The sequence below is a fragment of the Photobacterium sp. TY1-4 genome, from assembly GCF_025398175.1.
GTDB lineage: Bacteria > Pseudomonadota > Gammaproteobacteria > Enterobacterales > Vibrionaceae > Photobacterium.
The window spans coordinates 2,929,623-2,949,857 of sequence record NZ_CP099734.1 but is presented as its reverse complement, the minus strand read 5'-3'; the positions used below and the strand labels follow the sequence as shown (position 1 = coordinate 2,949,857).

The 20,235-nt window shown below is 54.5% G+C and carries 19 protein-coding genes; 14 read left to right on the top strand and 5 right to left on the bottom strand.

Annotation, left to right across the window (positions count from 1 at the left end; all coding sequences use genetic code 11):
* The first annotated feature begins 31 nt into the window (after window positions 1-31).
* From NH461_RS13770 to NH461_RS13760, 3 genes are all read left to right on the top strand, one after another.
* Window positions 32-1,372: a sigma-54-dependent transcriptional regulator gene (locus tag NH461_RS13770; RefSeq protein WP_261600896.1), complete on the top strand. Its 1,341-nt coding sequence runs from the start codon at window positions 32-34 to the stop codon at window positions 1,370-1,372.
* Window positions 1,373-1,726: 354 nt separating this feature from the next.
* Window positions 1,727-1,972 (top strand): hypothetical protein, encoded by a 246-nt coding sequence (locus NH461_RS13765; RefSeq protein WP_261600895.1) that lies wholly within the window; start codon window positions 1,727-1,729, stop codon window positions 1,970-1,972.
* Window positions 1,973-2,145: 173 nt separating this feature from the next.
* Window positions 2,146-3,483, top strand: a complete 1,338-nt coding sequence (locus NH461_RS13760) for an IS4 family transposase (RefSeq protein ID WP_261600266.1) — start codon at window positions 2,146-2,148, stop codon at window positions 3,481-3,483.
* A gap of 55 nt (window positions 3,484-3,538) precedes the next feature.
* Here NH461_RS13760 and NH461_RS13755 read toward each other — a convergent pair whose 3' ends face one another.
* Entirely contained in the window at window positions 3,539-4,573 is a 1,035-nt protein-coding gene (locus NH461_RS13755; protein ID WP_261600894.1) for an NADP(H)-dependent aldo-keto reductase, read from the bottom strand.
* 225 nt (window positions 4,574-4,798) lie between these two features.
* On the opposite strand from NH461_RS13755, the gene NH461_RS13750 reads away from it, so the two are divergent.
* Window positions 4,799-5,101 (top strand): DUF6482 family protein, encoded by a 303-nt coding sequence (locus NH461_RS13750; RefSeq protein ID WP_261600893.1) that lies wholly within the window; start codon window positions 4,799-4,801, stop codon window positions 5,099-5,101.
* A gap of 8 nt (window positions 5,102-5,109) precedes the next feature.
* On the opposite strand, the gene mutH is transcribed toward NH461_RS13750, so the two are convergent.
* On the bottom strand, window positions 5,110-5,778 hold the full coding sequence (gene mutH, locus NH461_RS13745; RefSeq protein WP_261600892.1) for a DNA mismatch repair endonuclease MutH: 669 nt from the start codon (window positions 5,776-5,778) through the stop codon (window positions 5,110-5,112).
* Between the two features lie 698 nt (window positions 5,779-6,476).
* Here mutH and rppH point away from each other — a divergent pair.
* From rppH to NH461_RS13720, 5 genes are all read left to right on the top strand, one after another.
* Window positions 6,477-6,998: an RNA pyrophosphohydrolase gene (gene rppH / locus NH461_RS13740; protein ID WP_255388501.1), complete on the top strand. Its 522-nt coding sequence runs from the start codon at window positions 6,477-6,479 to the stop codon at window positions 6,996-6,998.
* Between the two features lie 26 nt (window positions 6,999-7,024).
* On the top strand, window positions 7,025-9,280 hold the full coding sequence (gene ptsP, locus NH461_RS13735; protein ID WP_261600891.1) for a phosphoenolpyruvate--protein phosphotransferase: 2,256 nt from the start codon (window positions 7,025-7,027) through the stop codon (window positions 9,278-9,280).
* Between the two features lie 9 nt (window positions 9,281-9,289).
* Window positions 9,290-10,093: a sulfite exporter TauE/SafE family protein gene (locus tag NH461_RS13730; protein WP_261600890.1), complete on the top strand. Its 804-nt coding sequence runs from the start codon at window positions 9,290-9,292 to the stop codon at window positions 10,091-10,093.
* Window positions 10,094-10,149: 56 nt separating this feature from the next.
* Window positions 10,150-10,956 (top strand): prolipoprotein diacylglyceryl transferase, encoded by an 807-nt coding sequence (lgt, locus tag NH461_RS13725; RefSeq protein WP_261600889.1) that lies wholly within the window; start codon window positions 10,150-10,152, stop codon window positions 10,954-10,956.
* Between the two features lie 141 nt (window positions 10,957-11,097).
* The gene (locus tag NH461_RS13720; RefSeq protein WP_261600888.1) at window positions 11,098-11,949 is read left to right on the top strand and encodes a thymidylate synthase; all 852 of its coding nucleotides are present in this window, start codon (window positions 11,098-11,100) and stop codon (window positions 11,947-11,949) included.
* Window positions 11,950-12,132: 183 nt separating this feature from the next.
* On the opposite strand, the gene NH461_RS13715 is transcribed toward NH461_RS13720, so the two are convergent.
* Together NH461_RS13715 and NH461_RS13710 are read right to left on the bottom strand one after the other, a co-directional pair.
* The gene (locus NH461_RS13715) at window positions 12,133-13,470 is read right to left on the bottom strand and encodes an IS4 family transposase (protein WP_261600266.1); all 1,338 of its coding nucleotides are present in this window, start codon (window positions 13,468-13,470) and stop codon (window positions 12,133-12,135) included.
* A gap of 123 nt (window positions 13,471-13,593) precedes the next feature.
* A complete protein-coding gene (locus NH461_RS13710) occupies window positions 13,594-14,736 on the bottom strand; it encodes a Na/Pi symporter (RefSeq protein ID WP_261600887.1) in 1,143 nt (380 codons plus the stop codon).
* 484 nt (window positions 14,737-15,220) lie between these two features.
* Here NH461_RS13710 and nhaA point away from each other — a divergent pair, with 484 nt between their 5' ends.
* From nhaA to NH461_RS13690, 4 genes are all read left to right on the top strand, one after another.
* Window positions 15,221-16,381 (top strand): Na+/H+ antiporter NhaA, encoded by a 1,161-nt coding sequence (nhaA, locus tag NH461_RS13705; RefSeq protein WP_261600886.1) that lies wholly within the window; start codon window positions 15,221-15,223, stop codon window positions 16,379-16,381.
* 1 nt (window position 16,382) lies between these two features.
* Window positions 16,383-16,649, top strand: a complete 267-nt coding sequence (locus NH461_RS13700; RefSeq protein WP_261600885.1) for a hypothetical protein — start codon at window positions 16,383-16,385, stop codon at window positions 16,647-16,649.
* A gap of 101 nt (window positions 16,650-16,750) precedes the next feature.
* Window positions 16,751-17,638 carry a transcriptional activator NhaR gene (gene nhaR, locus NH461_RS13695; protein ID WP_261600884.1) on the top strand — a complete coding sequence of 296 codons (888 nt, stop codon included), beginning with the start codon at window positions 16,751-16,753 and terminating at the stop codon, window positions 17,636-17,638.
* A 107-nt stretch (window positions 17,639-17,745) separates the two neighbouring features.
* A complete protein-coding gene (locus NH461_RS13690; RefSeq protein WP_261600883.1) occupies window positions 17,746-18,042 on the top strand; it encodes an ArsR/SmtB family transcription factor in 297 nt (98 codons plus the stop codon).
* 81 nt (window positions 18,043-18,123) lie between these two features.
* Here the strand turns inward: NH461_RS13690 and rpsT are convergent, their stop codons facing one another.
* The gene (gene rpsT, locus NH461_RS13685) at window positions 18,124-18,384 is read right to left on the bottom strand and encodes a 30S ribosomal protein S20 (RefSeq protein ID WP_036799376.1); all 261 of its coding nucleotides are present in this window, start codon (window positions 18,382-18,384) and stop codon (window positions 18,124-18,126) included.
* 209 nt (window positions 18,385-18,593) lie between these two features.
* On the opposite strand from rpsT, the gene murJ reads away from it, so the two are divergent.
* Window positions 18,594-20,174, top strand: a complete 1,581-nt coding sequence (gene murJ / locus NH461_RS13680; protein WP_261600882.1) for a murein biosynthesis integral membrane protein MurJ — start codon at window positions 18,594-18,596, stop codon at window positions 20,172-20,174.
* Window positions 20,175-20,235: the final 61 nt, after the last annotated feature.

The window sequence follows — 20,235 nt, the reverse complement described above, 5'->3', positions numbered from 1 at the left end:
GAGAGGCAGGCAAAAGGATAGGCGGTGAAGGATGAGAACAGATGTAAAGCGCACTTCAGCCCTGGGAACGTTAATCGTACTGGGGGGGAATGACATTCCTTGGATCACTGCACTGGAGCAGGCTGGCTGGCGCTGCTACCGATGTTACGATTTGCGTGCGGCTGAAGCGCTGCTGCTGGAAGTCGGTCCCTGTATCGGGGTGGTGGATCTGACCCAGGATAACTTTAGCCTCAACGGGGTTGCCGGGGTGGTCAACCGCAATAAACAAGCGCGCTGGCTGGCGTTGGCTCGGGAAGATCAGCTCAACACCGAGGCGATTTGTCAGTTTATCGTCAGCTTCTGCATCGATTACTTTACCTCACCGGTCCCGGAATCCCAGTTACTCAAAACGATCGGCCACCAACGCGGCATGTTGCAGTTGGAGCGCAAGGTCTGGCCCGAGCTGGGGCAGTTCGGCCAGCATGGCTTGCAGGGCAACACGGCGGTGATGAAAAAACTGCGCCATCAGGTGAAACGGATGGCGGCTGCGGATATGCCGGTGTTTGTTCAGGGCGAAATCGGGACCGGCAAAGAGCTGGTGGCCCAGGCGATTCATCAGGCGTCCACCCGGACCAAGGGGCGTTTTATCACGTTGAGTGGTGAGGGGATCGGCAGCGATTGGTTGATTGATGAGACAACGTCGGCCGATCCCGGTCGGTGTTGCTTCAGCGCGGCGGATAAAGGGGTCTTGTTTCTCGATGAAATCGCCCTGCTGGATGATGCCCGGCAGCAGGAGTTGTGCCGGTTCCTGGAGGATGGCGGATTCACGACGACCGGCGGGCGGCAAGTGCATGCCGATGTTCGGTTGATTGTCTCGACACGCTACCCGTTGGAGACGTTACTGGCTGAAGGGAAGATTCGTGAAGATTTGTATTATCGGCTCAACGTGCTGGGGCTGACGGTACCGGCGCTGCGTGAACGGGGCGAAGATATTTTATTGCTGGCGGATTATCTGCTGACTAAGTTCTCGCGCCAGTACAACAGTATTGTTAAGTCGCTGTCCGAGGAAGCTCAGAAATTACTGTTGACCTATCCCTGGCCGGGGAATGTTCGTGAGTTGATCAGCCAATTGAAGCGGGCGATTTTATTGAGTGAAACCAAGGTCATCGAGCTAGAGCATCTCGACTTGCCGCGGATCGCCGATGATAAGCAAAGCCTGAAAAAGATTCGTGAAGAGTCTGAACGCAGCGCGTTATTATCGGTGCTGGAGAATAACAAAGGCCAGATTTCGGCTGCAGCGCGTGAGCTGGGGGTATCGCGGGCCACGATGTATCGTCTGCTCAATAAGCACGATCTGGTCCCGCCGCCACGACAGCAGTATCGGCAGGGATGATCGCCTGCCAAGTATTAAGATCTTAGTGAGATCCAAGGCATTCGCAAGCCTGATGCCGAATGAAATAGGACAAAACCATATTTATGCAATTGAGTGCTAACATATGCTTGTTTTATTCGTTTGGCTGGTTACAATGAAACCATTCTCACCCATTTTTATTGACCAGGAGGAAACAAGATGAAAATCAGTGATCTGAACTCGAAGTGTCCTGCTGGCGATACCTCGAAACACACCAACATTTAACAGTTTTCCGCTGTAACCTCGGGCCGCGGAGATCTGTCGCGGCGACGATTTTATTCAGCCTCTCCCGGCAGACTCTGTGACCCTCCAACGTTTAACATGGAGAGTATACTTATGCGTCAATCAGTCTATTTACGCCTGGCCGTTTTATTGATCCGTCTGGATGTTCAACGGGAAGAAGCCCAGTGGCGGCGCCAACACAGTCGAGTCAGGGTGCATATGCCTAACCTGTCGCTGCATCTGAAACAGGACATCGGGATCGCCGCTGATAACCGGGTGGACTATGCGTTTCCTGCCGATAGAGCCGGTCGTCTGGCCCGCCGTCTCAGACGGGGCTATCAATCGCGATGGGTCACGTAATGTCGGCACCTTGCTACGGTGTCTCCGGAGTAAGGTGCAAGCTAAATGCTAAATGCTAAATGCTGAAAGGAAAAAGCCCCCGTGAATCGGCAATGCTGATCAGTTAAGGATCGGTTGACTGATCCTTCTGATGCGTCAAAATCGGAAATCATTTACTGGTTTCCGGTTTTTTTATGCCCTTAGCTTCCGCACTCACAGATTTTCTTGAAGAGTCTCCTGTCGATATCTCCCAGCTGACCACTTTCTCTGAACACGTTCCCGACGAGTGGGTTGCCAGAGCTACATCTTTATCGACTCAGGCAACCATCAGACGAAGACGGCTCCCCAGTGATATGGTGCTCTGGCTTATTGTCGGTATGGCCTTTTTCCGCAATGAGCCTATAGCTGAAGTGGCCCGCCGTATGAATGTCTGTGCCGAAGGGTTGGCAAACGAGGAACTCCTGGCCAAGAGTGCTCTGACACAAGCCCGTCAGCGACTGGGAAAGGAAGCGCCTAAATGGCTGTTCAAACAGTGTGCTCAGGTATGGGGTAAAGAAAGGTACCCGGAAGACAGCTGGAATAAACTTCAGGTTTTTGCTGTTGATGGGGCTCTGTTCAGGACCCCGGATACCCCCGGGCTTCGCGAACACTTCGGTTCGGGAAACACATCCGGAAAGCGCCAGACACCTTACCCTGTACTCCGTCTTGTCACCATGATGAACGTGCGTTCCCATATCATCATTGATGCCGATATCAGCCCTTATCGCCGAGGTGAAATACCGCTGGCCCAACCCTTTATCAACTCGCTGCCGGATAACTCGGTGACTTTGCTGGATAAGGGATTTTACGGAGCAAGCCTGTTGCTGGGCATCTCTGCCAGCGGGGCAAACCGACATTGGCTTATTCCTGCTAAAAAAGGCGTGGTATACACACTTCTCGACGAGGAGGAAACCAATGACAACCTTATCGAGATGAAGGTCTCGCCCCAAGCGAGAAAGAAGAATCCGACCCTTCCTGAGAAATGGCAGGTACGGGCAGTCACCTATGAGGTAGACGGGAAAGAGAAAACGGTTTTCACCTCCCTGCCAAGAGAGATGTACAGCGCCGAGCAGGTTGCCACCCTATACCACGAACGCTGGGAGATTGAACTGGGCTACCGCGATATAAAGAGCTCCATGCAGCACAATTCTCTTACCTTGCGGAGCAAAACGGTCGAGCTGGTTTATCAAGAGTTATGGGGGTTGCTTCTCGGCTACAACCTGGTCAGGAGAGAGGCAAGCCAGGCGGCTGTGGCGCATGACAGAGCCCCCACAGAAATAAGCTTCAAGTACGCCTGCCAGTTTATTGCAAGTCAGCTCAGGGTAATGAGTAAGGCACTGTCACCGGGAAACACGCCCAAGAGGCTAAAGGCACTACGGGGGGACCTGTCAGTGCTCTTCAAGGAAAATCGCCCCAGGCCATCTAGGCCCAGGGCAGTTAAGATATCAAAGACCCGCTACCCGGTTAATCGCCATGCAGCTCCCCTTAAGTGAACTGCATTGCCCGTGAATCGGGGGCTTTTTCATGAGCTCAATCCGCACGAGGCACTCAGGGGCACGGATTGGAATAAGTGATCCCGGCGGCTTCCAAATCGCTGAGCACTTCCTCGCTCAGGTGCAGATCGATACTGTTGATATTGGCTTCGAGCTGGGCCAGGTTGGTGGCGCCGATGATATTGGCGGCCACAAAAGGACGCTGATTGACAAACGCCAGTGCCATCTGAGCCGGGTCGAGGCCGTGCTTGCGGGCGATATCCACATAAGCTTGGGTGGCCGCGACACCCTGCGGCGTGAAATAGCGTGAGAAGCGCTCGAACAGGGTACAGCGGGCCCCGGCTGGGCGTGCACCATCGAGGTACTTCCCGCTCAGGGTGCCGAAAGCCAGCGGGGAGTAGGCCAGCAGTTCAACGCCCTCGTGGTGGCTGATCTCGGACAGCCCGACTTCAAAGCTGCGGTTGAGCAGGTTGTAAGGGTTCTGAATCGTAATGACCCGGGGCAATCCGTGCTTTTCCGCCAGGCGCAGGAACGACATCACCCCCCAGGGGGTCTCGTTGGATAAGCCGATATAACGGACTTTGCCCGCCCGCACCAATTCAGCCAGGGCTTCCAGGCTGTCGGTGAGCGTCACGCCGGAGTGATCCTCCTGGTACTGGTAGTTGAGCTTGCCAAAGCAGTTGGTTTCCCGCTGCGGCCAGTGCAGCTGATACAGATCGATGTAGTCGGTTTGCAGCCGGTTCAGGCTGGTTTCTACGGCATCATGAATATTGCGGCGATCCAGTGCCATGTTGTCGCGGATATGCGGCACCCCTCGCGGACCGGCGACTTTGGTTGCCAGCACGACTTTATCCCGATGGCCGGTTTTTTTCAGCCAATTACCGATGTAGGTTTCGGTCAGCCCCTGGGTGTCCGGTTTCGGCGGCACCGGATACATTTCGGCGGTATCAATAAAATTGACGCCGCGCTCAAAGGCAAAATCCAGTTGGCTATGCGCATCGGCTTCGGTGTTCTGTTCACCGAAGGTCATGGTGCCGAGGCAGATTTTACTGACTTCGAGCGCGGAGTGGGGGAGTCGATGATAGTCCATGAGCCCTCCTTGGACTGGCGTGTGATTGTCTGACTATAACCTGTCCTGAAGCCAAGGCAATGAAATAAATCGAAATCAAAGTCAATTTACGCCACCGACCTTGCCGATAGAGCGAACCTGACACATAGTTAAACACGGTACGTGGCGATCCATGAAGGCATCGCGCTGCACGAAGCCGCCCTATTGACGACCGGCAGTTTGACTGCGGTGTTCCGAGGAGATGCAATGAAATTATCTCAGTTAAAGCACTGGCTGAAAGCGGACGGTGGCAGTGTGCCGACCTGTATTTTAACCAGCTATGCGGGATGCTCCGACTACCTGATGGAAGTGGAGTTCAAAAATCAGCTCGAACCCCTGAAACATGATAATGAGGAAATGATCCGGTTCCAGTCGATCGAGCAGGTGAAGGATCTGTTGCGGCCGTTAGGGGTAACCTCCGTGATCCTGCGGGTGACCGATCCCTATGATGAATTTTCGCCTGATGGTCAGTTGTCTGAATGCCGCGAAGATATGACGATTGCCTTATAGCTGCCTGGTTATAGCAAGAAGGCGCGTGACAGGAGCTCGGCGGTAAAGTTGGTTTTCAGGTAAAAGCCGCGGGGACGGGTTAGAATGATCTGGCCGTTGGCGCCGTAGGCTTCGGTGAGAGCTTTACCGTTCGCGGCTTTAGGCCGAAGCTGTAATACCTCTCCGTGGCGGGCGGTAATAGTTTCTACCTGGCCCAGCACAATCATATCCATCAGCTCTTCCCAGTCATGGCGTAGTCGTTGCTCTTCATCTGCCGACGGGCTCCAGAGCAGCGGGGAGCCAACCCGACGATCTCCCAGCGGAATATCCCGTTCACCTTCAACCGGGATCCACAACACCCGCGCCAGTTTATGCCGGATATGGCTGTTCTCCCAGGTGACGCCTTGCAGGCCGACGAGCGGGGCCACACAGACGAAGGTGGTTTCCAGTGGTCTGCCGCTATAGCTGATCGGAATGGTTTTCAGCTCAATGCCCAGCTCGACAAAATCGGGCACCGGCCTGCTGCCGGCGGATGCGCCGAGGTGCCATTCCAGCAACTGGCCGACCCAGCCTTTATCGCGGCGAAGATCCGGCGGCGTCACCATGCCGGCTTGAGCGGCCAGTTCATCAAAGGTGCAGCCAGCCAGCGCATGGGCGCGGTCGAGCAGTTCCTGCTCGGAACGGGGAATTGGACGCATAGTTTATCTGGGTCTGGTGAAACAATGGGATCTGGGGGGGCATACTAACACAGCCCATCTAAGCTGATAATAGGCATCCCTTGCGTGTATCGGCGGCGCCCGCGTCTCAGCGAACAGAGGCCGGACGCAGCAGTACCGGGAAAGCGGAGGATCCGCGGTTTCGGGGCAGCGCAGGAGGAAAGATATCCACAGGACCGGTGGCAAATTTTTTCAGTGCGCTGGATCTGGGTATACATCCAGGGGTTTGCTGCGATATTAGTCATTGTTGTGGTTGCTTTATGAGCGTTTTGACGTAATGGATGTGGATAAATTTTAGATTGGTTGATATTTAACCGATCCGTTTCTCGGGGCGGAGGATCTGTTCGGAAAGGAATAACGTGTATTTGTATGATTATTTAATTGCATGTTTTTATGTGACTTTGTGTCGGTAGTTATTCGGTTGACGAGAAGGGTTATTAATAGGTGTGTCATCAAAAGTATGGCAGATGTCAGCTTCTTCACAAATCTATCCACAGAAATCGTGTATAAATGTGGGGTGGGTCTCATTTACCTGTTTATAAACTCCCCATGTCGCACAAGTTATCCAGAAACTGCGGGTTTTGTAGGAAAAAACAGTTATTAATTAGAATGTTTGTTTACCCATTGCAACGTCTGTGAAAAAATCACTGTTAATAAAGATTTATACTTGAGGTCGTCCAGTGATTGATGGCGATGGATACCGCCCTAATGTAGGGATTGTGATCTGTAATAGCCATGGCCAAGTATTCTGGGCTCGACGATATGGACAACATTCCTGGCAATTTCCCCAAGGTGGCATCGATGAAGGGGAAACGCCTGAGCAGGCCATGTACCGGGAATTGTATGAGGAAGTAGGGCTTACCAAAAAAGATGTACGGATTTTGGCATCCAGCCGCCACTGGTTGCGATATAAATTACCGAAACGTCTGGTACGGTGGGACTCGAAGCCTGTTTGTATCGGGCAAAAACAGAAATGGTTTTTGCTCAGCCTGGAATGCGATGAGTCAAAGGTGAATATGCAGCGTGGCAACACGCCGGAGTTTGATGGTTGGCGGTGGGTGAGTTACTGGTACCCGGTGCGACAGGTTGTGTCCTTCAAACGTGATGTCTATCGACGGGCGTTAAAGGAGTTTGCGGCCATGGCGATGCCGTTCAAAGAAAGGAAGGAGCGCAAGGGGAAGCGCAGGAACCGGCGAGGGTAGCCCGGGCAACCCGGATAAGGTGAATTATGCTGACGCAGCTGAGAGAAATTGTGGAGAAAGTCGCCAGTGCGCCCAGTCTGATCGAAGCGCTCGATCAACTGGTGGTCAGCACTTGCCAGGCCATGAAGACGGATTGCTGCTCGGTGTATATCGCCGATTATGAGCGACGTCAGTTTACCCTGATGGCGACTCAGGGGCTGACCAAGCCCCATCACCAAGTCTCGCTCGCCTTTGATGAAGGGCTGGTCGGACTGGTCGGACGCACGGCCGAGCCGATCAATGTGGCTGACGCCCATCATCATCCCCATTTCAAACATATGCCCGGCATCGGCGAGGAGCTGTTCGGCTCCTTTTTCGGCACCCCGATTATTCATCAGCGTCAGGTCCTGGGCGTGCTGGTGATCCAGCAGCACCAGCGGCGCGAATTTGATGAAAGTGAAGAATCCTTTCTGATCACCCTGGCAGCCCAGCTGGCCATGGTTCTGGCGCATGCCAAGGCGCAGGGGATGTGGCCGGATCAACGCAACGGGCTGCATCTGATCGGCTCTGCGGCCTCCAGCGGGGTCGCTGTCGCCAATGCCTGGTGGGATGACAACCAGCCGCGACTGGATCATGTGCTGCCGGCGTCCTGTCTGGATATCGAAGCCGAGCAAGAGCGGCTGAGTATCGCCATCGAACTGGCCAGTAACGAGTTTCGCCGCCTGCGCAAGCGCTTTGACAGCGAGCTGCACAAAGAAACACTGGCGATTTTCGACCTGTTCAGCCATTTACTCAATGATCCCATGCTGCGCAAGGATTTGTTTGCCCGAGTGGCCCGCCGGGATATGGCCGAGTGGGCGATCCGCCAGGTGGTGGAAGCTTATTCAGATCGCTTTGCCAATATGAAAGACGATTATCTCAAGGAGCGGGCGCAGGACATTCGTGAGCTGGGCCAGCGCTTGTTGTTCTTTCTTCATAACAGTGAAGTGCATGAGCGGGACTGGGACGAGCCGGTTGTGCTGCTGACCCGGGAACTGACGGCGGCGATGCTGGCCAGCGTTCCGCGTGACAAGCTGGCGGCGGTGGTCGCCCAGGAGGGCGCGGCCAACTCCCATGCGGCGATCCTGTCGCGTGCGTTGGGGATCCCGGCGATTATGGGGGTGGATTTTGTGCCGGAACTGGTGCATGGCCGTCAGGTGATCGTCGATGGTTACCGCGGTGACTTGCTGGTCAATCCGGACCGCCATGTGCTGACCGAATACCGGCGCCTGATGCGCGAAGAGGACGAGCTGTCGGCACGGGTCGAGCAGGAGCTGGGGAAAGCCACCTATACCCAGGATCAGCAGCGCGTTTATATTCATCTCAATGCCGGTCTCAGTGCCGACACCAGTATTGCCGTCAACGAGGGTGTTGACGGGGTCGGCCTGTACCGGACGGAAGTCCCGTTCCTGCTCCAGCGTAGTTTCCCGTCGGAAGAAGAGCAGACGGCCCAGTATCGCTCGATTCTGTCGACTTACCGTGAGAAACAAGTGGTGATGCGGACCCTGGATGTCGGGGGCGATAAACCGCTGCCTTACCTGACGATTGAGGAAGATAATCCGTTTCTCGGCTGGCGGGGGATCCGCTTTACCTTAGATCACCCGGAAATATTCCTGATCCAGGTGCGGGCCATGCTCAAAGCCAGTATCGGCCTGGATAATATGGATATCCTGTTGCCGATGATTTCCGGCATCGCCGAGCTCGATGACTCCAAGGCCCTGATTGACCGGGCGTATCAGGAAGTCGCCAAGTACGCCCAGGCGCAAGGGCAAACCCTGAAGCGGCCGCGGCTCGGGATCATGATCGAGGTGCCGTCGATTTTGTATCAGCTTCCGGCGCTGCGTGGCAAAGTGGATTTTATCTCCGTCGGCAGTAATGACTTAACGCAGTATTTACTGGCGGTGGATCGGAACAATGCCCGGGTTGCCAGTGTCTATGATGCGTTGCATCCGGCAGTGTTGCATGCCCTCAAGCAGATTGAAGAAACGGCCGGGAAGATGGGGATGCCGGTCAGCGTGTGTGGTGAATTAGCCGGGGACCCGATTGGTGCGTTGCTGCTGGTGGGGATGGGCTATCGCTCCCTGAGTATGAATACCCGTAACGTTGCCCGGATCAAATATCTGCTGCGCCATATCTCAGTTCAGGACATGGAGCAGCTTAGCCAGTTTGCGTTGCAAGCGACGTTTGGTAATGAAGTGCGGGATAAAATTACCGCTTTTGTTGATGCCCAAGGTTTAGGCGGTTTTATCCGCGCAGGGAAGTAGAAGGAAAAGATGACAGAGAGTGCCTGGTGGCTGTTTGCCATGTGTTTGGGGTTAGGTGGTTGTGTTGGCGTGCTGGCCGGGTTATTGGGAATTGGCGGTGGCCTGGTGGTCGTGCCGGCGCTGGTCTGGCTGTTGCCGCAGGCGGGGATTGATGCGGGCTTGGTGATGCATATTGCCCTGGCCACATCGCTGGCCAGTATTGTGCTGACTTCCGGCGCATCGGCGCGGAACCATCTTCGCCTGGGCAATGTCGACTTTACGATCGTGAAAAGTCTGGCGCCCGGGGTGATTGTTGGCGGGGGATGCGGTAGTGTGATTGCCGAATTGGTGCCGACGGCCTTATTGCCGAAAATATTTGCGGTGATTGTACTGCTGCTGGCGTTGCAGATGTTGATGTCGATGCGCGTGACCAGCCCGCGGCCGCTGCCCGGTCGGCTGGCGACCGTGTGCAGTGGCGGGGTGATTGGCGTTGTCTCCAGCCTGGCTGGGATTGGCGGTGGCTCGCTGACGGTGCCTTATCTGAGTGCGCATGGGGTCGAAATGCGGCGGGCCATTGGTAGTGCGGCCCTGTCCGGTGCCCTGATTGCGGTCGCGGGTATGGTCGGGTTTATTGCTGCCGGTGTCGGCGATGAGGCGCTGCCGAGTCTGAGCCTCGGTTATGTGTATTTGCCGGCCCTGGCCGGGATAGTGATCACCTCCATGGTGACCACCCGTTATGGGGCTGCTTTGGTGAGCCAGTTACCGACGGCGACACTGAAGAAAATTTTTGCGGTCTTTTTGCTGTGTATCAGTATCAAGATGTTTTTGGGATAATGATTGAACGGGTCATCCGCCATCCGGCGGGTGCCTGATTGACTGAGATTGATTGAATGAGCCAAGGTTATTTAACGTTTCCGAATATTGACCCGGTGGTCATTGAAATCGGCCCGCTGGCAGTGCGCTGGTATGGGCTGATGTACTTACTGGGGTTCCTGTTCGCCATGTGGCTGGCCAATCGCCGGGCAGATAAGCCGGGCAGTGGCTGGACCCGTGAGCAGGTCAGCGACTTGCTGTTCGCTGGATTCCTTGGCGTGGTGCTGGGTGGGCGCATAGGTTATGTCCTGTTCTATAACTTTGATCTGTTCCTGGCCGATCCACTGTATCTATTTAAAGTCTGGACCGGCGGCATGTCGTTCCACGGCGGATTGCTCGGGGTGATTACGGCGATGTTCTGGTATGCCCACAAGCAGGGGCGGACTTTCTTCAACGTGGCTGATTTTGTCGCGCCGCTGGTCCCTTTCGGCCTTGGGGTTGGCCGGCTCGGCAACTTCATCAACGGTGAGCTGTGGGGACGGACCACGGACGTGCCGTGGGCCATGGTATTCCCGACTGGCGGACCATTGCCACGCCACCCGTCGCAGCTATATGAGTTCTTCCTCGAAGGGCTGGTGTTGTTGCTCATCCTCAATATCTTTATTCGCAAGCCGCGTCCGGCCGGGGCGGTATCGGGCCTGTTCCTGCTGGGGTACGGCAGCTTCCGTTTTATTGTCGAGTATTTCCGCGAACCGGATGCGCACCTGGGGCTGTTTGGCGGTTGGATCAGCATGGGGCAGATCCTGTCACTGCCGATGGTGATCGGCGGTCTGTTGCTGATGCTGTGGGCGTATAAGTTTCAACCAAGCAACAAAACGGCATAAGCCGTGAAATCCCCCGGTTGCACCGAGGGAATGAGCCGTTGATGACAGGCAGCCTTTCGGCTGCCTGTTTTCGTTCATTCTGATAAAATTGAGCCAACAGTGTACCGCAGCGGTGCGGCGCAACGAACAACGGGTGGGAAAATGAAGCAGTATTTAGCGCTCTGTCAGCGCATTGTTGATGACGGTGTATGGGTTGAAAATGAACGGACCGGGAAGCGTTGTCTGACGGTGGTGAATGCCGATTTGAGTTATGATGTCGCGAACAACCAGTTCCCGTTGATCACCACGCGCAAAAGTTTCTGGAAAGCCGCAATTGCCGAGCTGCTGGGCTATCTGCGTGGCTATGACAGTGCTGCGCAGTTTCGTGCGATTGGTTGTAACACCTGGAATGCCAACGCCAACGAGAATGAAGCCTGGCTGAATAACCCGCACCGGCAAGGTGAGGATGATATGGGTCGGGTGTACGGGGTTCAGGGGCGTCGGTGGCAGAAGCCGGATGGCTCGACGGTCGATCAGCTGCGAAAAATCGTCGATGATCTCAGCCGCGGCATTGATGACCGCGGGGAAATCCTGACTTTTTATAACCCGGGCGAGTTTGATCGCGGTTGTCTGCGCCCGTGCATGCACACCCATACCTTCTCCCTACTGGGGGATACGCTTCATCTCACCAGCTATCAACGCTCCTGTGATGTCCCACTGGGGCTGAACTTCAATCAGGTTCAGGTCTTTACGCTGCTGGCGCTGATGGCGCAAATTACCGGCCACAAGCCGGGACAGGCCTATCACAAGATCATCAATGCGCACATCTATGAGGATCAGCTGCCGTTGATGCGGGATGTGCAGCTCAAGCGCGAGCCGTTCCCGTCCCCGCAGCTGAAGATCAACCCGGAGATCCGCTCACTTGACGATCTCGAAACCTGGGTGACGCTGGATGATTTTGAAGTCACGGGCTATCAGCACCACGAAGCGATCAAGTATCCGTTTTCGGTCTAGGTCTCTGTTTTCGGCCTAAGGGGATCCATTCCTGGTCTCAGCGTTGCTCTTTAGAGCTCTGCATAGATTTCTAGGCCTCAGCAGAGCTCTGGGTCTCTAAGCATAGGCCCGGGCCTCAAAAAGCCTGAGGTGAGTGTAGCGGCCGTTAAATGACAAAAGCCCCGCATCTGCGGGCAATGCAGTTCACTTAAGGGGAGCTGCATGGCGATTAACCGGGTAGCGGGTCTTTGATATCTTAACTGCCCTGGGCCTAGATGGCCTGGGGCGATTTTCCTTGAAGAGCACTGACAGGTCCCCCCGTAGTGCCTTTAGCCTCTTGGGCGTGTTTCCCGGTGACAGTGCCTTACTCATTACCCTGAGCTGACTTGCAATAAACTGGCAGGCGTACTTGAAGCTTATTTCTGTGGGGGCTCTGTCATGCGCCACAGCCGCCTGGCTTGCCTCTCTCCTGACCAGGTTGTAGCCGAGAAGCAACCCCCATAACTCTTGATAAACCAGCTCGACCGTTTTGCTCCGCAAGGTAAGAGAATTGTGCTGCATGGAGCTCTTTATATCGCGGTAGCCCAGTTCAATCTCCCAGCGTTCGTGGTATAGGGTGGCAACCTGCTCGGCGCTGTACATCTCTCTTGGCAGGGAGGTGAAAACCGTTTTCTCTTTCCCGTCTACCTCATAGGTGACTGCCCGTACCTGCCATTTCTCAGGAAGGGTCGGATTCTTCTTTCTCGCTTGGGGCGAGACCTTCATCTCGATAAGGTTGTCATTGGTTTCCTCCTCGTCGAGAAGTGTGTATACCACGCCTTTTTTAGCAGGAATAAGCCAATGTCGGTTTGCCCCGCTGGCAGAGATGCCCAGCAACAGGCTTGCTCCGTAAAATCCCTTATCCAGCAAAGTCACCGAGTTATCCGGCAGCGAGTTGATAAAGGGTTGGGCCAGCGGTATTTCACCTCGGCGATAAGGGCTGATATCGGCATCAATGATGATATGGGAACGCACGTTCATCATGGTGACAAGACGGAGTACAGGGTAAGGTGTCTGGCGCTTTCCGGATGTGTTTCCCGAACCGAAGTGTTCGCGAAGCCCGGGGGTATCCGGGGTCCTGAACAGAGCCCCATCAACAGCAAAAACCTGAAGTTTATTCCAGCTGTCTTCCGGGTACCTTTCTTTACCCCATACCTGAGCACACTGTTTGAACAGCCATTTAGGCGCTTCCTTTCCCAGTCGCTGACGGGCTTGTGTCAGAGCACTCTTGGCCAGGAGTTCCTCGTTTGCCAACCCTTCGGCACAGACATTCATACGGCGGGCCACTTCAGCTATAGGCTCATTGCGGAAAAAGGCCATACCGACAATAAGCCAGAGCACCATATCACTGGGGAGCCGTCTTCGTCTGATGGTTGCCTGAGTCGATAAAGATGTAGCTCTGGCAACCCACTCGTCGGGAACGTGTTCAGAGAAAGTGGTCAGCTGGGAGATATCGACAGGAGACTCTTCAAGAAAATCTGTGAGTGCGGAAGCTAAGGGCATAAAAAAACCGGAAACCAGTAAATGATTTCCGATTTTGACGCATCAGAAGGATCAGTCAACCGATCCTTAACTGATCAGCATTGCGCATCTGCGGGGCTTTTTCGTGGGCGACAGCCAGAGGCGTTAGGCCGTGAAGGCCAGGATGGAGCCCGGAATCGCGACAAAGACCAGGCCCAGGTAGGCAGCAACTGCGGCTTTGTTACGGCTGGCCAGGTCGCTCAGGGAGAACGCGGCTTTCAGCGGGAGTTCGCGCAGGAACGGTACGCCATAAATCAGCAGGGTGGCCAGGACATTGAACGACAGGTGCACCAGCGCGATTTGCAGCGCGAAGATGGCGTTCTCGCCGGAGATTGCCGTCGCGGCCAGCAGGGCGGTGATACAGGTCCCGATGTTGGCACCCAGGGTGAACGGGTAGACATCACGGACTTTCAGCACCCCGGTCCCAACCAGCGGTACCATCAGGCTGGTGGTGGTGGATGACGACTGAACCAGAACCGTCACCACGGTGCCAGAGGCAATGCCGTGGATCGGGCCACGACCAATGGCGCTTTTCAGAATTTCACGGGCACGGCCGACCATCAGGCTGCGCATCAGTTTGCCCATTGCCGTAATGGCCAGGAAGATCAGAGCGATACCGATGAAGATCATCACCACGCCACCCATGTTGCCCAGCGCTTCCAGCGGACCTTTGACCGCCGCAACCGCGGGCTTGGTCAGCACCTTCATGAAGTTCATGCCCTTGAGGCTCATGTTGCCGGCATCCATCAGCGGCGTGACCAACCAGGTCGACACTTTATTGAGGATCCCGAACATCATCTCCAGCGGCAGGAAAATCGCAACAGCCAGCAGGTTAAAGAAGTCATGAACGGTGGCACTGGCAAACGCGCGGCGGAATTCATCTTTGCAGCGGGCGTGGCCCAGGCTGACCAGCGTATTGGTCACCGTGGTGCCGATATTGGCCCCCATCACCATCGGGATGGCCGTTTCAACCGGCAGGCCACCGGCCACCAGGCCGACAATAATTGAAGTAACCGTGCTGGACGATTGAATCAGGGACGTCGCCACCAAGCCGATCATCAGGCCGGCAACCGGATGGGACGCGAATTCAAACAGGGTTTTGGCTTGTTCGCCTACTGACCATTTAAAGCCGCTGCTCACCATAGAGACAGCAACCAGTAGTACGTAAAGCATGAACGCCAGATTAGCCCAGCGGACCCAGCGCATAGAGCTGCTCATCGGTTCAGCAGTAGTGGCTTGGGTAGTCATAATCATTTCTCCATGACAAGAGTATGTCGTTTGGGTTTCATTAAAGTGAAATCTGCGGGCGATGGTAGAGATCGAATATTTCAGAAATATGACATTGATGATGGCAGCGGAAATTTGTGGTTATTTTTGTGACCAGTTTGAGCGGGTGGAAATGTAACGGAGTTTAAACGTTTCAGATTAATTGTATGTTTTATAGTTACTTAGTTAGTCATTTAGCATTTGTCTGAAGTTGGCGTTTTTTGCTCTATTTTCGGTCAAAGCCAGTGCAATTTTATCCTTATTGAGTCATTCCATAGTAATTCATAGAGCCAACTTTAGCTCCGGCCATCAATTATGCGGAATATTGCTTTATATCCCGCCCAATACTTCGGTTTTTTCGAGGTCTTATCTCTAAACAAACGATTTTTCAGAGCAGGATGCTGACGTCTAAACTATTTTTACACATTCGTTGTGACATTTGTTTCATGGTAAGGAGTGACGGTCGATGACCGATGCAATTCGTAAATTTCTCAAATTAGAGTCTGCCGGCGGGATTATCCTGATTGTTGCCGCCGCGATTGCAATGATAATTGCTAACTCGCCTCTGGAGCCTCTGTATAACGGCGCACTGCATACCTATGTCGCCGGGCTTTCTGTGTCGCATTGGATCAACGATGGTCTGATGGCTGTCTTCTTCTTGCTGATCGGCCTCGAAGTGAAGCGAGAGCTGATTGAAGGTGCATTGAATACGAAAGAAAAAGCGATCTTCCCGGCCATTGCGGCGCTGGGGGGAATGCTGGCACCGGCGCTGGTTTATGTGGCGTTTAATGCGGCTGATCCGCTGGCCGTCAAAGGCTGGGCGATCCCGGCGGCGACGGATATTGCCTTTGCCCTGGGGATCATGGCTTTGCTGGGGAACCGGGTACCGGTGTCGCTGAAGGTGTTTTTGCTGGCCCTGGCCATTATTGATGACCTGGGGGTGATTGTCATTATTGCTCTGTTCTACAGCAGCGATCTGTCAACCATGGCCCTGACGGTTGCTTTTGCCGCCACCGCAGCCCTGTTCGTGATGAATGCGAAAAACGTCACCAAGCTGTCCTGGTATCTGGTGGTGGGTGCGGTGCTGTGGATCAGCGTGCTGAAGTCTGGGGTGCATGCGACTCTGGCCGGTGTGGTGCTTGGCTTTGCGATTCCGCTGTCGGGCAAGGAATCGGAAGATGGCAAACAGCATTCACCGCTGAAGCATCTTGAGCATGCCCTGCATCCGTCTGTTGCGTTCTTTATTCTGCCGCTGTTCGCATTTGCCAATGCCGGGATCTCGCTGGAAGGCGTGTCACTGGCCGGCCTGACCTCGATGCTGCCGCTGGGGATTGCCTTGGGTCTGTTCATCGGTAAGCCGCTCGGGATCTTCAGTGCCAGCTACCTGGCGGTGAAAAGCGGCATTGCGAAGCTGCCTGACGGTATTGGGTTCCGCCACATTTTTGCGGTCTCAGTGCTGTGCGGGATTGGATTTACCATGTCGATCTTTATTTCATCCCTGGCATTTGTGGGTGCTCCGGAAGATTTCAGCACTTATTCGCGCCTGGGTATCCTGTTAGGTTCCACCGTCTCGGCTGTGATCGGTTATGCCATGTTGAGTCGGTCTTTACCAAAAGCGGAGGCATAATATGCGTTATCTTCTGAGCGTTGCATTGTTGGTATCGTCAGCGACGATGGCAGCTCCGGATTATGAGAGCTGTACCACCCACAACAAAGATACGGAAATTTGCCAGGCTTATCTGGCAGGGGTTAGCCAGGGTAAGGCGAGTGTTGAGACTGCAGCAATGATGAAGCAGGAAGATAACTTTCGCGCCCGTGCCCTCGAACAGCGTGTTGGCGAGCGTTACCGCAAATCGGTCAACCTGGAGACACTGTCGGAAACTTCGACCAATTAACCGCACTGGTTTGGTGAATCCTTGACTCAGGCTATTGAAGACCCCGGAGGCTCAGCGTAAGCTGCGGCTCTGGGGTTTTTTATTGGATTCGTAACGGCGACATGTCTCATCTTAATTACAACCACCTCTATTACTTCTGGATGGTCTGCAAACAAGGGTCGGTGACCAAGGCTGCCGATGCGCTGTTTCTGGCACCGCAAACGGTCACCGGTCAGATCCGGGCGCTGGAAGAGCGGCTCAAAGGCAAGCTGACCAAGCGGGTTGGCCGCAACATTGAGCCGACCGAGCTGGGGCAACTGGTGTTCAAGTACGCCGATAAGATGTTTGATCTCAGTTATGAGATGCTCGATATCGTCAACTATACCCAGCGGGAAAATCAGTTGCTGGAAGTGGGGGTTGCCGATGCCCTGTCAAAACGCCTGGTCAGTAAGGTCCTGCTCGAAGGGATCCCTGAAGATGAGCGGATCCACCTGCGCTGTTATGAGTCCACGCATGAAATGCTGCTCGAACAGCTGTCACAGCATAAGCTCGATATGATCCTGTCCGACTGTCCGGTCGATTCGACGCAAAGCCCGGGGCTCTACAGTAAGAAGCTGGGCGAGTCGAGCATGAGTTTTTTCTGCTCTTCTCCAGCCAAAACCCTGAATTTTCCGGCCTGTATCGAAGATTACAAGTTGCTGGTGCCGGGGCGCCGGACGGCGATGGGGCGGAAATTACACCAGTGGTTCGATCAGCAGGGGATCACGCCGAATATTCTCGGCGAGTTTGATGATGCCGCGCTGATGAAGGCCTTTGGCTCGTATCATCGCTCCATGTTTGTCGCGCCCTCTATTTATGCGTCGGAAATTGAAGGCTCCCACCACATTCAGGAAGTTAAACGGGTGCGGGAAATTAAGGAGGAGTATTACGTGATTTTTGCCGAGCGGATGATCATGCACCCGGCGGTGAAGAAGATCTGCGAGGCAGATTTTAGGAAATTGTTCCGCTAATGTTGCACCTGAGCGGCCGTCGGCACAAAAAACCAACATTTGCGGCTAGAAAACCCTGCTTAAATTGAGTACATTAGCATTATCTTAATTTAAATGATGGTGGCAGTATGGAACTACAGCAAATGGAGCAAAATGCACCCAAAGCCGTAGCGTTACTGAAAGCCATGGCGAATGAAAGACGTTTGTTTATTCTGTGCTATTTGCTGGAAGGTGAAATGTCGGTTGGGATGATGAGTGAAAAGCTGGGGCTGAGCCAGTCTGCACTCTCTCAGCATTTGGCATGGTTGCGTCGTGACGGGTTGGTTGATACCCGCAAAGAGGCGCAGACAGTCTATTACCGGCTGAAAAGCGATGAGGTTCGGGCCATGATTCAGTTGCTGCACAAGATGTATTGCAACGTTTAGTGTGGCAAGGGAAACCCCGACAAACAGCAACAAAAAAACCGGCTCGAGAGCCGGTTTTTTCATGCTAGCAAATCACAACTCTTACAGAGCTTTGATTTTCGCAGCCAGGCGAGCCTTGTGACGTGCAGCCTTGTTTTTGTGGATAAGGCCCTTAGTAGCCATACGGTCCATAACAGGTTGCATTTCAGCAAAAGCTTGAGTAGCGGCTTCTTTGTTGCCAGCTTCGATTGCAGCGATAACTTTTTTGAAGAAAGTGCGCATCATAGAACGACGGCTAGCGTTGTGCTGGCGACGTTTCTCAGAAGTGATAGCACGTTTCTTAGCAGATTTGATATTTGCCAAGGGTGTAACTCCCAAATTCTTGGTATGGTGACAATTTAAGGCCGAGGACTATGCCCGCAATTCCAGAGATTGTCAAATGATTTGTGCAAATATCCGCCGGACCAACAGAATTGGCACTTGCGGATGAACACGGTTAATATGGCGGCAGATTTTACCAGCTTTTCGCCCTGTAAGTCACCTTTCTGGGCTATCTTTGTGAGGTTTTTTTTGTGAGCAAGCGTCTATTGCGCTCCGGGATGATTGTCAGCACCATGACATTGGTCTCTCGAGTGCTGGGTTTGGTGCGTGATGTCGTCGTTGCCAACCTGATGGGGGCGGGGGCTGCCGCTGATGTCTTCTTCTTTGCCAATAAAATTCCGAATTTTCTGCGCCGGTTATTTGCCGAAGGGGCCTTCTCCCAGGCATTTGTCCCGGTGCTGACGGAATCTCACGCTGGCGGCGATCTGGATCAAACCCGCCAGTTAATCGCCCGTGCCTCCGGCACCCTGGGCGGGATTGTCACCGTGGTGACACTGCTGGGGGTCCTGTGCTCCGGCGTAGTCACTGCGCTGTTCGGGGCCGGTTGGTTTGTCGATTGGCTTCAGGGCGGTCCGGCGGCACCGAAGTTTGAGCTGGCTTCCCTGCTGCTGAAGATCACCTTCCCGTATCTGTGGTTTATCACCTTTGTGGCGCTCTCGGGCGCGATCCTCAATACGTTGGGGAAATTCGCGGTCTCTTCCTTTACCCCGGTGTTTTTGAATGTGGCGGTCATTGGCTGTGCCTGGTTCCTGTCGCCGCAGTTGGCGCAACCGGAAATCGGGCTGGCAATCGGGGTGTTTCTCGGCGGACTGATCCAGTTTCTGTTCCAACTGCCGTTTCTGTATCGCGCAGGGATGCTGGTCAGGCCGAAGTGGGGCTGGCGGGATCCGGGCGTGGTCAAGATCCGCACCCTGATGATCCCGGCCCTGTTCGGCGTATCGGTGAGCCAGATCAACCTGCTGTTTGACACCTTTATCGCCAGCTTCCTGGCGACCGGCTCAATCAGCTGGCTATATTACTCGGACCGCTTGCTGGAGTTTCCGCTCGGCCTGTTCGGGATTGCCATCGCCACCGTGATCCTGCCGGCCTTGTCCCGCAAGCATGTGGATCAGAGCCGCGTGCATTTCGCCCAGACGATGGACTGGGGGGTGCGCATGGTGTTGTTGCTCGGCTTGCCGGCAATGCTCGGGTTGATGGTGCTGGCCAAGCCGATGCTGATGGTACTGTTTATGCGGGGAGAATTTTCGCCGACGGATGTTGAGCAGGCTTCCCTGTCGCTGCTGGCCTATGCTTCGGGGCTATTGAACTTCATGCTGATCAAGGTACTGGCCCCGGGCTACTATGCCCGCCAGGATACCAAGACTCCGGTTCGCTTCGGCATCATCGCGATGATCAGTAATATGGTTTTCAATGCCATTTTTGCTTATTTCTACGGTTATGTCGGTCTGGCGATGGCTACGGCGCTGTCGGCGCTGGTCAATGCGGCGCTGCTCTATCGCGGCCTGCATCGTGCTGAGGTGTATCGATTGACGGCGGCGACCCTGTGGTTTGTCGGCCGACTCGCGGTTGCCGGTGCGGCGATGGTTGCAGTGTTGCTGTGGTTCTGCCCGCCGATGGCTCAGTGGCTGGACTGGTCACTGTCGGAGCGGGTGTTGTGGCTGGCGGCCACCATCGGTCTCGGGGCCGGGACGTACTTGGTAACCGTGCTGCTGCTGGGGCTTCGCCTCCATCATCTGAAGGTGGAAGACGACGTTGCTCCGAGCCTTGATTGAAGTGGCGAAAACATCAGAAAATGATTCAAATTGGTACGATGGACTCAGAGTAGTATATAAT